Annotated in this window: 24 protein-coding genes; all 24 read right to left on the bottom strand. The window is 63.9% G+C overall.

The genetic code is table 11. The annotated features are described in order from the left end of the window. Nucleotides 1–19: 19 nt before the first annotated feature. Entirely contained in the window at nucleotides 20–1,381 is a 1,362-nt protein-coding gene (secY, locus tag ASD69_RS00115) for a preprotein translocase subunit SecY (protein ID WP_056172348.1), read from the bottom strand. Between the two features lie 7 nt (nucleotides 1,382–1,388). After that, nucleotides 1,389–1,826 carry a 50S ribosomal protein L15 gene (gene rplO, locus ASD69_RS00110; RefSeq protein ID WP_056172345.1) on the bottom strand — a complete coding sequence of 146 codons (438 nt, stop codon included), beginning with the start codon at nucleotides 1,824–1,826 and terminating at the stop codon, nucleotides 1,389–1,391. A 10-nt stretch (nucleotides 1,827–1,836) separates the two neighbouring features. After that, nucleotides 1,837–2,043 carry a 50S ribosomal protein L30 gene (gene rpmD, locus ASD69_RS00105; protein WP_036111762.1) on the bottom strand — a complete coding sequence of 69 codons (207 nt, stop codon included), beginning with the start codon at nucleotides 2,041–2,043 and terminating at the stop codon, nucleotides 1,837–1,839. Next, a complete protein-coding gene (gene rpsE, locus ASD69_RS00100) occupies nucleotides 2,036–2,578 on the bottom strand; it encodes a 30S ribosomal protein S5 (RefSeq protein ID WP_055902361.1) in 543 nt (180 codons plus the stop codon). Before rpsE ends, rpmD begins: the two co-directional genes overlap by 8 nt. 163 nt (nucleotides 2,579–2,741) lie before the next feature. Beyond that, the gene (gene rplR / locus ASD69_RS00095; protein ID WP_056172342.1) at nucleotides 2,742–3,095 is read right to left on the bottom strand and encodes a 50S ribosomal protein L18; all 354 of its coding nucleotides are present in this window, start codon (nucleotides 3,093–3,095) and stop codon (nucleotides 2,742–2,744) included. Nucleotides 3,096–3,154: 59 nt separating this feature from the next. After that, a complete protein-coding gene (rplF, locus tag ASD69_RS00090; RefSeq protein ID WP_056172337.1) occupies nucleotides 3,155–3,682 on the bottom strand; it encodes a 50S ribosomal protein L6 in 528 nt (175 codons plus the stop codon). Between the two features lie 13 nt (nucleotides 3,683–3,695). Then, a complete protein-coding gene (gene rpsH / locus ASD69_RS00085) occupies nucleotides 3,696–4,094 on the bottom strand; it encodes a 30S ribosomal protein S8 (protein ID WP_056172334.1) in 399 nt (132 codons plus the stop codon). A gap of 135 nt (nucleotides 4,095–4,229) precedes the next feature. Beyond that, nucleotides 4,230–4,535 carry a 30S ribosomal protein S14 gene (rpsN, locus tag ASD69_RS00080; protein WP_056172331.1) on the bottom strand — a complete coding sequence of 102 codons (306 nt, stop codon included), beginning with the start codon at nucleotides 4,533–4,535 and terminating at the stop codon, nucleotides 4,230–4,232. A gap of 15 nt (nucleotides 4,536–4,550) precedes the next feature. Then, the gene (gene rplE / locus ASD69_RS00075; protein WP_056172328.1) at nucleotides 4,551–5,093 is read right to left on the bottom strand and encodes a 50S ribosomal protein L5; all 543 of its coding nucleotides are present in this window, start codon (nucleotides 5,091–5,093) and stop codon (nucleotides 4,551–4,553) included. 11 nt (nucleotides 5,094–5,104) lie between these two features. Then, nucleotides 5,105–5,419 (bottom strand): 50S ribosomal protein L24, encoded by a 315-nt coding sequence (gene rplX, locus ASD69_RS00070; RefSeq protein WP_056172324.1) that lies wholly within the window; start codon nucleotides 5,417–5,419, stop codon nucleotides 5,105–5,107. 16 nt (nucleotides 5,420–5,435) lie between these two features. Continuing rightward, entirely contained in the window at nucleotides 5,436–5,804 is a 369-nt protein-coding gene (gene rplN / locus ASD69_RS00065; protein WP_056172322.1) for a 50S ribosomal protein L14, read from the bottom strand. 14 nt (nucleotides 5,805–5,818) lie between these two features. Next, nucleotides 5,819–6,088 carry a 30S ribosomal protein S17 gene (rpsQ, locus tag ASD69_RS00060; protein ID WP_055902341.1) on the bottom strand — a complete coding sequence of 90 codons (270 nt, stop codon included), beginning with the start codon at nucleotides 6,086–6,088 and terminating at the stop codon, nucleotides 5,819–5,821. 11 nt (nucleotides 6,089–6,099) lie between these two features. Further along, the gene (gene rpmC / locus ASD69_RS00055) at nucleotides 6,100–6,285 is read right to left on the bottom strand and encodes a 50S ribosomal protein L29 (protein ID WP_056172318.1); all 186 of its coding nucleotides are present in this window, start codon (nucleotides 6,283–6,285) and stop codon (nucleotides 6,100–6,102) included. Continuing rightward, a complete protein-coding gene (gene rplP, locus ASD69_RS00050) occupies nucleotides 6,285–6,698 on the bottom strand; it encodes a 50S ribosomal protein L16 (RefSeq protein WP_055902334.1) in 414 nt (137 codons plus the stop codon). Before rplP ends, rpmC begins: the two co-directional genes overlap by 1 nt. Before the next feature lie 6 nt (nucleotides 6,699–6,704). After that, nucleotides 6,705–7,448 carry a 30S ribosomal protein S3 gene (rpsC, locus tag ASD69_RS00045; protein WP_056172314.1) on the bottom strand — a complete coding sequence of 248 codons (744 nt, stop codon included), beginning with the start codon at nucleotides 7,446–7,448 and terminating at the stop codon, nucleotides 6,705–6,707. Nucleotides 7,449–7,462: 14 nt separating this feature from the next. Continuing rightward, on the bottom strand, nucleotides 7,463–7,798 hold the full coding sequence (gene rplV, locus ASD69_RS00040; RefSeq protein ID WP_056176302.1) for a 50S ribosomal protein L22: 336 nt from the start codon (nucleotides 7,796–7,798) through the stop codon (nucleotides 7,463–7,465). Between the two features lie 10 nt (nucleotides 7,799–7,808). Continuing rightward, nucleotides 7,809–8,078 (bottom strand): 30S ribosomal protein S19, encoded by a 270-nt coding sequence (gene rpsS, locus ASD69_RS00035; protein WP_056172311.1) that lies wholly within the window; start codon nucleotides 8,076–8,078, stop codon nucleotides 7,809–7,811. Between the two features lie 6 nt (nucleotides 8,079–8,084). Further along, nucleotides 8,085–8,912 carry a 50S ribosomal protein L2 gene (gene rplB / locus ASD69_RS00030; RefSeq protein ID WP_055902324.1) on the bottom strand — a complete coding sequence of 276 codons (828 nt, stop codon included), beginning with the start codon at nucleotides 8,910–8,912 and terminating at the stop codon, nucleotides 8,085–8,087. Between the two features lie 10 nt (nucleotides 8,913–8,922). Then, a complete protein-coding gene (rplW, locus tag ASD69_RS00025; RefSeq protein ID WP_056172307.1) occupies nucleotides 8,923–9,219 on the bottom strand; it encodes a 50S ribosomal protein L23 in 297 nt (98 codons plus the stop codon). Continuing rightward, nucleotides 9,216–9,821 carry a 50S ribosomal protein L4 gene (gene rplD, locus ASD69_RS00020; RefSeq protein ID WP_055902318.1) on the bottom strand — a complete coding sequence of 202 codons (606 nt, stop codon included), beginning with the start codon at nucleotides 9,819–9,821 and terminating at the stop codon, nucleotides 9,216–9,218. The genes rplW and rplD overlap by 4 nt, the downstream gene beginning before the upstream one ends. Nucleotides 9,822–9,823: 2 nt before the next feature. Then, on the bottom strand, nucleotides 9,824–10,480 hold the full coding sequence (rplC, locus tag ASD69_RS00015) for a 50S ribosomal protein L3 (protein WP_056172304.1): 657 nt from the start codon (nucleotides 10,478–10,480) through the stop codon (nucleotides 9,824–9,826). Between the two features lie 11 nt (nucleotides 10,481–10,491). Beyond that, the gene (gene rpsJ, locus ASD69_RS00010) at nucleotides 10,492–10,803 is read right to left on the bottom strand and encodes a 30S ribosomal protein S10 (RefSeq protein WP_022968186.1); all 312 of its coding nucleotides are present in this window, start codon (nucleotides 10,801–10,803) and stop codon (nucleotides 10,492–10,494) included. A 569-nt stretch (nucleotides 10,804–11,372) separates the two neighbouring features. Continuing rightward, nucleotides 11,373–11,468 (bottom strand): hypothetical protein, encoded by a 96-nt coding sequence (locus ASD69_RS20965; RefSeq protein ID WP_255357227.1) that lies wholly within the window; start codon nucleotides 11,466–11,468, stop codon nucleotides 11,373–11,375. 6 nt (nucleotides 11,469–11,474) lie between these two features. Next, on the bottom strand, nucleotides 11,475–12,661 hold a 1,187-nt coding region (tuf, locus tag ASD69_RS00005), incomplete at both ends, for an elongation factor Tu (RefSeq protein WP_235567117.1).

Below are 12,661 nucleotides of genomic sequence, written 5' to 3'. Positions count from 1 at the left end.
CGCGCGGAATGGCCCCGACTCACCCGCGCGCGAGACCGCCGCGCGAGCCGCCCTTCAAGTTCGCCTTCTTCAACAGGCTCTCGTACTGATGGGACATCAGATGAGCCTGGATTTGAGCGATGAAATCCATCACCACCACCACCACGATCAGCAACGAAGTGCCGCCGAAGTAGAACGAGGTGCCCAGTTGGGTGCGCATGATCTCCGGGAGGAGACAGACGATCACCAGATAAGCCGCGCCGGCCGCCGTGAGGCGGGTCAGCACGCCGTCGACATAGTCGGCCGTCGCCTTGCCCGGGCGAATGCCCGGAATCAGCGCGCCCGACTTCTTCAGATTGTCGGCCGTTTCCTGCGAGTTGAACACCAGCGCCGTATAGAAGAAGGCGAAACCGATGATCAGGGCCGCATACAGGATCATATGCAGCGGCTCGCCCGGGTTCAGCCACTGGCTGACCCGCTGCAGCCAGGTGGCCGAGCTGCTCTGGCTGAACCAGGTGGCCGCCGTCGCCGGGAACATCACGATGCTCGAGGCGAAGATGGCCGGGATCACGCCGGACATGTTGAGCTTCAACGGCAGGAACGACGACTGGTTCATGTAGGCGTTACGGCCGCCCTGACGACGGGCGTAATTGACCGTGATCCGCCGCTGGCCGCGCTCGACGAACACCACCAGGTAGGTGAACACCACCACGATGGCCACCACCGCGATCGCGGTCATGGGGTTCATGGTGCCGTCGTTGATCTGGGTGAACATCGTGATCACCGCGGCGGGCAGGCCCGCGACGATGCCGGCGAAGATGATCAACGACACGCCGTTGCCGATGCCGCGCTCGGTCACCTGCTCGCCGATCCACATCAGGAACATGGTGCCCGCGGTCAACGCGATCACCGCGGTCAGGATGAAGCCCGGACCCGGGTTGTAGACCACCGGAATGCCCTGGCTGGCGCCACCGGCCTGCAAGGCCGTCGCGATACCCCAGGCCTGGAACACGGCCAGGGGGATCGCACCCATGCGCGACCACTGGTTGATCTTGCGCCGGCCCGACTCGCCTTCCTTCTGGATGGCCTTCAGGCTGGGCACGATCTGCACCAGCAGCTGCACGATGATCGACGCCGAGATGTACGGCATCACGTTCAGCGCGAACAGGCTGAAACGGTGAAGGGCGCCGCCCGAGAACATGTTGAACATGTCCACGATCGTGCCCTTCTGCGATTCCATGAGCTTGAGCATCGCCTCGGGATTGACGCCCGGCACCGGGATGTAGCAACCGATGCGGTAGACGATCAATGCGCCGACTACGAACAGCAGACGTTGGCGGAGCTCGGTGAACTTACCGAGACCGCCGCCGAGACCGGCCATCGCGTTGCTGCTCCGCGCCATGTATCGCTTACTCCTCGACCTTGCCGCCGGCCGCTTCGATAGCGGCCTTAGCACCGGCCGTGGCCAGCACGCCCTTGAGCACGAACGCCTTGTTCAGCTCGCCCTTCTTCACGATCTTCGCCTGCTTGGCCGTGGTCGGAACCAGCTTGGCCGCCAGCAACTTGGCGAAATCGATCTCGCCGGCTTCCAGCTTGTCCAACTGGTAGGACAGCACTTCGGCGGTGTCCTTCTTGGTCTTGGAGCGGAAGCCGATCTTCGGCAGACGACGCTGCATCGGGGTCTGACCGCCTTCGAAGCCGGCCTTGATCTTGCCCTTGCCCGAACGAGCGAACGAACCCTTGTGGCCGCGGCCGGCGGTCTTGCCGAGGCCGGAACCGATACCGCGACCGACGCGCTTGCGGTCTTCGCGGGCGCCGTCAGCCGGCTTGAGTGTATTGAGACGCATGATGTTCTCCTTAGCCCTCGACCTGAACCAGGTAGTGGACCGTGTTGATCAGGCCACGAACCTGCGGGCTGTCCTTCAGCGTCCGCACGTCGTTGAGCTTGTTCAGGCCCAGCGCCTTCACCGACAGACGGTGACGCGACTGGCAGCCACGCAGACCCTTGACGAGGCGCACCGTGACGGTGCCGCCTTCGACCGGCTTGTTAGCAGCCTTAGCCATGGTTGAGATCCTCCACCTTCTTGCCGCGCTTGGCCGCGATCTTGGCCGGCGAATGCATGCCGGTGAGACCCTTCAGCGTGGCGCGAACCAGGTTGATCGGGTTGCGCGAACCGGTGGCCTTGGCCAGCACGTTCTTGACGCCGACCGCTTCCAGCACAGCGCGCATCGCGCCGCCGGCGATCACGCCGGTACCTTCCGACGCCGGCTGCATGAACACATGCGCCGCGCCGTGGCCCGACTTCACGGCGTGCCACAAGGTGCCGTTGTTCAGATCGACGTTGTTCATCGCCTTGCGGGCGTATTCCATCGACTTCTGGATCGCGACCGGCACTTCGCGCGCCTTGCCGTAGCCGAAGCCGACCTTGCCGTTGCCGTCGCCCACCACCGTCAGCGCGGTGAAGGTGAACTGGCGACCGCCCTTGACGGTCTTGCTGACGCGGTTGACCGCGATCAGCTTCTCGATCATGCCGTCGTCGATCTCTTCGCGGTTACGGTCGCGATCACGACCCCGCGGTGCACGCTGTTCTTCAGCCATTTCGATATCTCGTAGGTTTATGGGATTTGCGGCGTCGCCGCTTATGGTTGTGATATGCATCGGGTGCCGCGATCAGGACGGGAACCCGTCCTGACGCCCGGCGCAGACCGCGCCGGCAGTTGTCTGGTTCAGGCGTGGGGACGAATCCCCTCGCCTTCAAGCCTTAGAACTTCAGGCCGCCTTCGCGCGCCGCATCGGCCAGAGCCTTGATGCGACCGTGGTAGCGGTAGCCCGAACGGTCGAACGCGACCTTCTCGATGCCGGCGGCCTTGGCCTTGGCGGCGATCGCGTGACCGACCTTGACGGCGGCCTCGGCGTTCTTGCCGTTCTTCAGGCCTTCCTTGACGTCGGCCTGCACGGTCGAGGCGGCAGCCAGGACCTTGGAGCCGTCGGCGGTGAAGACCTGGGCGTACAGGTGCTGACCGGTGCGCAGCACCGACAGGCGCGGCACGCCGAGTTCGCGGATGTGCGCGCGGGTGGACTTGGCGCGACGCAGGCGGGAAATGTTCTTGTTCATGTTCTGATCTCCGAAAGCTGAAGGGGGGTCGGCACGGCCCTGCGAGGGCGATGCGTTCCTTAGGCCTTCTTGGCTTCCTTGCGGATGATGACTTCGCCGGCGTACTTCACGCCCTTGCCCTTGTAGGGCTCCGGCGGACGGAAACCACGAATCTTGGCGGCGACTTCACCGACGCGCTGCTTGTCCGCGCCCTGGACCACGATCTCGGTCTGGGTGGGGGTAGCGATGGTGATGCCTTCCGGAGCCTTGAACAGCACCGGGTGCGAGAAACCCAGCGCGAGGCTGAGGTCCTGACCCTGCATCGAGGCGCGGTAGCCGACGCCGACCAGCTCGAGCTTGCGCTCGAAGCCTTCGGAGACGCCCTTGACCATGTTCGCGAGGATCGCGCGCAGGGTGCCCGTCAACGGGATCAGCGCGGCGTCTTCGGTGGTGAACACGGCTTCGCCGTTTTCGATCTGCAGGTTGATGGCCGCCGGCTTCGCGATCGACAAGGTGCCCTTCGGGCCCTTGGCGCTGACGTTGTCGGCCTGCACGTTCACTTCGACACCCTTCGGGAGGGCGACCGGCTTCTTGGCAACTCGGGACATTACGATTCCTCCCTTAGGCCACGAAGCACAGGACTTCACCGCCGACGCCCTGCTGGCGCGCCTGCGCATCGGTCATGATGCCCTTCGAGGTGGAGATGATGGCGATACCCAGGCCGCCGAGGACCTTGGGCAGCGCTTCCTTGCCGCGGTACTGGCGCAGGCCCGAACGGGAGTAGCGCTGGAGGCGCTCGATCACCGGCTTGCCTTCGTAGTACTTCAGCGAAATTTCGAGTTCGGCCTTGCCCGGCGTGGTTTGGGTCACGCGCGAGTCCAGGATGTAGCCCTCGTCCTTGAGAACGGCGGCGATGGCCACCTTCACCTTGGACGACGGCATCTTCACCGTCTGCTTCCGAACAGCCGCCGCATTCTTGATGCGGACCAGCATGTCGGCGATGGGATCAGTCATGCTCATTGAATATCACCTATGAGTAGCACCGATATCCGCGGGATTGCGAATTTCAGTAATAGATACAACGGGTTACGACACTTTCAACAGCGCCGCCGCGACCCGAGGGCCGCGGCGGTACAGCTGGGACAGCCGACTATCTTACCAGCTTGCCTTGCGAAGACCAGGCACGTCGCCGCGCATGGTGGCTTCACGCAGCTTGTTGCGGCCGAGGCCGAACTTCTGGTAGACGCCGCGCGAACGGCCGGTCAGGGCGCAGCGGTTGCGCTGGCGGCTCGGCGAGGAGTCGCGCGGCAGCTTCTGCAGCTTGACGGCGGCTTCCAGCTTCTCCTCGTAGGAGGAGCTGTCGCTGGAGATGATCTTCTTCAGCGCATCACGCTTGCCGGCGAACTTCTTCACCAGCTTGGTCCGCTTGATGTCGCGGTTGATCATGGAGGTCTTAGCCATAGTTCAATCCTAGACTCAGTTGCGGAACGGGAAGCGGAAGGCTTCGAGCAGGGCTTTGGCCTCGGCATCGGTCTTCGCGGTCGTGGTGATCGCGATGTCCATGCCGCGCAGCGCGTCGACCTGATCGAAATCGATTTCCGGGAAGATGATCTGTTCCTTGACGCCCATGTTGTAGTTGCCACGGCCGTCGAACGAACGACCCGAGACACCGCGGAAGTCGCGCACGCGCGGCAGCGAGATGTTGATCAGGCGGTCCATGAACTCGTACATCTTGGCGCGGCGCAGGGTGACCTTGGCGCCGATCGGCCAGCCGTCGCGGATCTTGAACGAAGCCACCGACACGCGGGTCTTCGTCACGATCGGCTTCTGGCCGGAGATCTTGGCCATGTCGGCGACGGCATTTTCCAGGATCTTCTTGTTGGTCGCAGCCTCGCCCACGCCCATGTTCAGCGTGATCTTGCTCAGGCGCGGCACTTCCATCGGGTTCTTGTAACCGAACTTCTCGGTCAGCGCAGGAACCACTTCATTCTTGTAGAACTCTTCGAGCCGGGTGGTCATTTCAGCATTCCTCAGGCGTCAACCGCCTCACCGCTGGAGCGGAACACACGCAGTTTGCGTCCATCCTCCAGCACCTTGAAACCGATGCGTTCGCCCTTGCCGGTGGCCGGGTTGAACAGCATGACGTTGGAAATGTGGATCGGCGCTTCGCGCTCGATCACGCCGCCCGGCTGGTTGGCCTGCGGATTCGGCTTGGTGTGGCGCTTGACGATGTTGATGTTCGCCACGACGACCTTGTCGCCGAGAACGCGCACGACGTCGCCCTTCTTGCCCTTGTCCTTGCCGGCGGTGACGATCACCTGATCGCCCTTCTTGATACGGTTCATGGTCTAGTTCCTCCGCTCAGAGCACTTCAGGCGCGAGCGAGACGATCTTCATGAACTTCTCCGAGCGCAGCTCGCGAGTCACGGGCCCGAAGATACGGGTGCCGATCGGCTCATGCTTGTTGTTGAGCAACACCGCAGCGTTGCCATCGAAGCGGATCAGCGAACCGTCCGGGCGACGAACGCCCTTGCGGGTACGGACCACGACGGCGTCGTAGACGTCGCCCTTCTTGACCTTGCCGCGCGGGATCGCGTCCTTGACGGTGACCTTGATGATGTCGCCAATGTGCGCGTAACGGCGCTTGGAGCCGCCGAGCACCTTGATGCACATCACTTCTTTAGCACCGGAGTTGTCGGCCACGGCGAGGTAGCTTTGCATCTGGATCATGGTTCAGCCTCCTCTTATTCGGCCACGCGGCTGACGATCTCAACCACGCTCCAGTTCTTGGTCTTCGACATCGGCGCAATTTCCTTCACTCGCACGATGTCGCCTTCTTTGCAGGCGTTCTCGGCGTCGTGGGCGTGGAGCTTGGTCGAGCGACGGATGTACTTGCCGTACAGCGCGTGCTTGACCTGACGCTCGACGAGCACGGTGACGGTCTTGTCCATCTTGTTGCTGACGACCCGGCCTTCAACCGTGCGCAGCGCCTTCTCTGTGTTGTTGTCGGTCATGGCGTGGGTCCTTACTTCTTCTGACCCAGCAGCATGTTCACGCGAGCGATCTCGCGGCGAACACGGCGGGCCTCATGAGTCTTAGCGAGCTGACCGGTGGCCTTCTGCATGCGGAGGGCGAAGCTCTCCTTGTGCAGGTCGACCAGATGAGCCTTGAGCTCGTCAGCCGACTTCTCGCGCAGTTGCTTGAGTTCCATTAGCGCACCGTCCGGGTAACGAAAGTGGTGGTCACCGAGAGCTTGGCGGCCGCCAGACGGAACGCTTCGCGCGCGACGTCCTCTGCGACACCTTCGATCTCGTAAATCATGCGACCGGGCTGGATCTGAGCGACCCAGTACTCGACGTTGCCCTTACCGGAGCCCATTCGGACTTCGATCGGCTTCTTGGTGATCGGCTTGTCCGGGAACACGCGGATCCACATCTTGCCGCCGCGCTTGACGTAGCGGCTGATCGAGCGGCGAGCCGCTTCGATCTGACGCGCGGTCAGCTGGCCGTGTGCGGTCGCCTTGAGGCCGTATTCGCCGAAGCTGACGGCATTGCCGTTCCAGCTCAGGCCCTCATTGCGGCCCTTGTGTACCTTGCGGTACTTGGTTCGCTTGGGTTGCAACATGGCGGATTACCTCTGTTCGCGGGCAGGACGGCCCGGACGGTCGTTACGGTCGCCGCGGTCGCCGCGGTCACCACGATCGCTGCGCGGCGAATCGTCCTGCTTTTCCTGGCCGACCTGCGAGAAATCGAAGATTTCGCCGCGGTAGACCCAGACTTTGATGCCGATGATGCCGTACGTCGTCTTGGCTTCAGCGAAGCCGTAGTCGATGTCGGCGCGCAGGGTGTGCAGAGGCACGCGGCCTTCGCGGTACCACTCCGAACGCGCGATCTCGGCGCCGTTGAGACGGCCGGCGACGTTGACCTTGATGCCCAGGGCACCCAGGCGCATCGCGTTGCCCACGGCGCGCTTCATCGCGCGACGGAACATGATGCGGCGCTCGAGCTGCTGAGCGATCGACTCGGCGACCAGCTGCGCGTCGAGTTCCGGCTTGCGGACCTCGGTCACGTTGATGTGCGCCGGAACGCCCATCAGCGCGCTGACTTCCTTACGCAGCTTCTCGATGTCCTCGCCGCGCTTGCCGATCACCACGCCCGGACGGGCGGTGTGGATCGTGACGCGGGCGTTGTTGGCCGGACGCTCGATGAAGATCTTCGAGATACCGGCCTGCGCGAGCTTCTTGCGAAGCATCTCGCGGACCTTGAGATCGGCGGCCAGGTACTCGGCGTACTGCTTCTTGCCGGCGAACCACTTGGAGTTCCAGTCCTTGGAGATACCAAGGCGGATACCGGTCGGATGAACTTTATGACCCATTGTCTGACTCCGCCTTACTTGCCCGCGCCCACAACCACAGTAATGTGGCTGGTGCGCTTGAGGATGCGGGTGCCGCGGCCCTTCGCACGCGCCATGAAGCGCTTCAGTGCGGGACCCTCGTCCACCATGATGGTCTTGACCTTGAGCTCGTCGACGTCGGCGCCCTGGTTGTTCTCGGCGTTGGCGATGGCGGACTCCACGACCTTGCGGATCAGTGCAGCTGCCTTCTTATCCGAGAACTTCAGCAGGTTGACGGCGCGTTCGGCGGACAGACCGCGCACCTGGTCGGCGACCAGGCGGGCCTTCTGCGGGGAGATGCGCGCGGTGCGCAGGATGGCTTTCGCTTCCATGGTCATCTCCTTACTTGCCCGACTTCTTGTCGCCGCCGTGACCCTTAAACGTACGGGTCAGGGCGAATTCGCCAAGCTTGTGGCCAACCATATTCTCGTTGACCAACACCGGGATGTGGTTCTTGCCGTTGTGCACCGCGATGGTGAAACCCACCATCTCCGGCAGCACCATCGAGCGACGCGACCAGGTCTTGATCGGCTTCTTGTTGTTGCCCGCGGTCTCCACCTTCTTTGCGAGATGGTGGTCGACGAACGGACCCTTTTTGAGTGAACGTGCCATGGCCGATTAGCTCCTGCGATCGCGAACGATGAACTGCTGCGTACGCTTGTTCTTACGCGTCTTGTAACCCTTGGTCGGCACGCCCCACGGCGTGACCGGATGCGGGTTGCCCTGGCCAGCCTTGGCCTCACCACCGCCGTGCGGATGGTCGACCGGGTTCATGGCCGCGCCGCGGACGGTCGGCTTGATACCGCGCCAGCGCTTGGCGCCGGCCTTGCCGAGCTTCTCGAGGCTGTGCTCGTCGTTGCCGACTTCGCCGATCGTGGCGCCGCATTCCGACGGCACCTTGCGCATTTCGCCGGAGCGAAGACGCAGCGTGGCGTAGCCCTGCTCGCGAGCCACCAGGTAGGCGCTGGCGCCGGCCGCGCGGGCCAGCTGGGCGCCCTTGCCCGGCTTCATCTCGACGCAGCACACGGTGGTGCCGACCGGGATGTTGCTCAGCGGCAGCGTGTTGCCGACGCGGATCGGGGCGTCGCGGCCCGCGATCACCTGGTCGCCGTCCTTCAGGCCCTTGGGGGCGATGATGTAACGACGCTCGCCATCGACGTAGCACAGCAGCGCGATGTGCGCGGTGCGGTTCGGATCGTATTCGATCCGCTCGACGCGGGCGGGGATGCCGACCTTGTCGCGCTTGAAGTCGATGATGCGGTAATGCTGCTTGTGGCCACCGCCGATATGACGGGTGGTGATGCGACCGTGGTGGTTACGGCCGCCGCTCTTGCTCTGCTTCTCGACCAACGCCGCGTGCGGCGCGCCCTTATGCAGGCCCGGCGTCACCACGCGGACCGCGCTACGGCGGCCGGGGGAAGTGGGCTTGAAAGTCATCAATGCCATGGGTCTTTCCTCAGGGCTTGGCAATCACGTCGATCGACTGGCCAGCGGCCAGCTTCACGTACGCCTTACGCCAGTCGGCGCGACGGCCCATGCGGAACTTGAAGGCCTTGTTCTTGCCCTTCACGTTGACCACATTCACCGCCTCGACCTTCACGTCGAACAGCTTTTCCACGGCGACCTTGATGTCGGCCTTGGTAGCGTCCGTCGCGACTTCGAAGACGTATTGGTTGGAAACTTCCTGCAGACGCGCGGTCTTTTCGGACACGCGCGGCGCACGGATGATGCTGTAGAGCTTGGCGTCGTTCATGCCAGCCACTCCTCGATCTTCTTGACCGCATCGGTCGTGAACACGATCGAATCGGCGCCGACGAGGGCGACCGGATCGAGTCCCTGAACGTCGCGGACTTCAACGTAAGGCAGGTTGCGCGCCGAGAGGTACAGGTTCTCGGAGGCTTCCTCGGTGACGAGCAGCGGACGACGGCCCATTTCGAGCGACTTCAGCTTGGCGACCATGCCCGAGGTCTTCGGCGAGTCGATGTCCAGCGTCTCGACGACGGTGATGCGGCCCTGACGGTTCAACTCCGACAGGATCGCAGCCATCGCTGCGCGGTACATCTTGCGGTTGACCTTCTGCGCGAAGCTGCGCGGCTTGGCCGCGAAGGTCACGCCGCCGCCGACGAAGATCGGAGCCGTCAGCGCGCCGTGACGCGCACCGCCGCCCTTCTGCTTCTTCGACTTCTTGGTGGTGCCGTTGACTTCCGAACGCGTCTTCTGCGCCTTGGTGCCGGCGCGGCCCGCGTTGCGGTAGGCCACAACGACCTGGTGGACCAGGTCTTCGCTGAATTCGCGATCGAAGATGGCGTCGGAAACCGACAGCTTCTTGTCGCTACCGTTGATGGCAAGTTCCATCGTTATGCTCCCTTGCTCGTCGGACGGACGATCACGTCGCCGCCCGGCGCGCCCGGCACGGCGCCCTTGATGGCGATCAGGCCGCGCTCGGCGTCGACCTTGACCACTTCCAGGCCCTGCGTGCTCTGCTGGACGGCGCCCATGTGACCGGACATCTTCTTGCCCGGGAAAACGCGGCCCGGCGTCTGGCGCTGGCCGATCGAACCCGGCGAGCGGTGCGACAGCGAGTTACCGTGCGTCGCGTCGCCCATGCGGAAATTCCAGCGCTTGATGGTGCCCTGGAAGCCCTTGCCCTTGGTGATGCCCTGGACGTCGACGATCTGGCCTTCGGAGAAGATGTCGGCCTTGATCTCGCCGCCCACTTCGAAAGCGCCGATCTGGTCGGCTTCCACGCGCAGCTCCCACAGGCCGCGACCGGCTTCGACCTTCGCCTTGGCGAGGTGACCGGCTTCCGGCTTGTTGACGAGCGCAGCGCGGCGCACGCCGACCGTCACCTGCACGGCGCTGTAGCCGTCGGTGTCGGTGGTCTTGATCTGGGTGATACGGTTCGGAGTGGCTTCGATCAGCGTCACCGGCACCGACTTACCGTCGGCGAGGAAGACGCGGCTCATGCCGGCCTTACGGCCGACGATGCCCAACGAATATTTCTTCGCGGTCATGGTGGCTTGCCTCAGGTCAGCTTGATCTGCACGTCGACGCCAGCCGCGAGTTCGAGCTTCATCAGCGCGTCCACGGTCTTGTCGTTGGGGTCGACGATGTCGAGCACGCGCTTGTGCGTGCGGGTCTCGTACTGGTCGCGCGCGTCCTTATCGACGTGCGGGGAAACCAGAACGGTGTAACGCTCGATCTTGGTCGGCAGCGGGATCGGGCCGCGCACTTGCGCGCCGGTCCGCTTAGCCGTCTCGACGATCTCGCTGGCCGAGCGGTCGATCAAACGATGATCGTACGCCTTCAGCCGAATCCGGATCTTTTGGTCCGCCATGACGGAATTCCTTGGTTGAAAGAGCGACGGGCCGGCTTCTGGGTGTGCCGAACCCCACGAAAACGCAAACACTCCAGAGCAGCACCCTCGCCCCGGAGCTTCCTTGCCTGGAAAAAACTAAGGCAGACCGGTTTCCCGATCCGCCCAGACTGAGCAGAACGCACGAAGGGCCCCGTGTGCGTTCCTTGGAAGCCTCGAGGGCCCGGAACGTACGGAGCGCTGCCGTGCGACATATCCCTGTCTGGCGAATACGAGGTGCGTCCTGCTCCTCATTTCGCTGGTCGTGCCGGCCTGAATTAACAGACCTGGCGCGGTGGTCGAGCATTCTAACCGTATTGCCGGGAGGGACGCAAGCGCCCCGCCCGATCGGCGGCGGATGCCCGGGTCGGCGCCCCGAAAGGGCCGGCCCGGAGGACCCGGAACCGGGGCGCGAACCCCGGCTCCTGTGTTGCATGTTGCGGTGAGACTGGATCTGCCAGGGCCCAAACTACGCGGGCGACCTGGATTCCCGCCTTCGCGGGAATGACCCTTTGACAAGGCCGGGCGCCAGAGGCGCCCGGGTCAAAGGGTCACTTGATGATCTTCGCCACCACGCCGGCGCCGACCGTACGACCGCCTTCGCGGATCGCGAAGCGCAGGCCGTCGTCCATCGCCACCGGGTTGATCAGCGNACTTGATGATCTTCGCCACCACGCCGGCGCCGACCGTACGACCGCCTTCGCGGATCGCGAAGCGCAGGCCGTCGTCCATCGCCACCGGGTTGATCAGCGACACGACCATCTTGATGTTGTCGCCCGGCATGACCATCTCCACGCCGTCCGGCAGCGTCACCGCGCCGGTGATGTCGGTCGTGCGGAAGTAGAACTGCGGACGGTAACCCTTGAAGAACGGGGTGTGACGGCCGCCTTCGTCCTTCGACAGCACGTAGACTTCGGCTTCGAACTCGGTGTGCGGGGTGATCGAACCCGGCTTGGCCAGCACCTGGCCGCGCTCGACGTCGTCACGCTTGGTGCCGCGCAGCAGCAGACCGGCRTTGTCGCCCGCCTGACCCTGGTCCAGCAGCTTGCGGAACATCTCSACGCCCGTGACCGTGGTCTTCTGGGTCGGACGGATACCGACGATTTCGATTTCGTCGCCCACCTTGATGATGCCGCGCTCGATACGACCGGTCACCACGGTGCCGCGGCCCGAGATCGAGAACACGTCTTCCACCGGCATCAGGAACGGCTTGTCGATCGCRCGCTCCGGCTGCGGAATGAACGTGTCCAGCGCRTCCACCAGACGCAGGATCGACGGCACGCCGATCTCCGACTGGTCGCCTTCCAGCGCCAGACGGGCCGAACCGTGGATGATCGGGGTGTCGTCGCCCGGGAACTCGTACTTGGTCAGCAGCTCGCGAACTTCCATCTCGACCAGCTCGAGCAGCTCGGCGTCGTCCACCATGTCGGCCTTGTTCAGGAACACGACGATGTACGGCACGCCGACCTGACGCGACAGCAGRATGTGCTCGCGGGTCTGCGGCATCGGGCCGTCAGCGGCCGAGCACACCAGAATCGCGCCGTCCATCTGCGCCGCACCCGTGATCATGTTCTTCACGTAGTCGGCGTGGCCCGGGCAATCCACGTGCGCGTAGTGGCGRTTCGCCGATTCGTACTCGACGTGCGCCGTCGAAATCGTGATGCCGCGCGCCTTCTCTTCCGGCGCCGCGTCGATCGCGTCGTACGCCTTGAACTCGCCGCCGAAACGCTCCGCGCCCACCTTGGTCAGCGCTGCGGTCAGCGTGGTCTTGCCGTGGTCCACGTGGCCGATGGTGCCCACGTTCACGTGCGGCTTGGTGCGCTCGAATTTACCCTTAGCC

Source organism: Lysobacter sp. Root604 (assembly GCF_001427505.1).
Lineage (GTDB): Bacteria > Pseudomonadota > Gammaproteobacteria > Xanthomonadales > Xanthomonadaceae > Lysobacter.
This window is presented reverse-complemented; position numbering and strand designations above follow the sequence as displayed.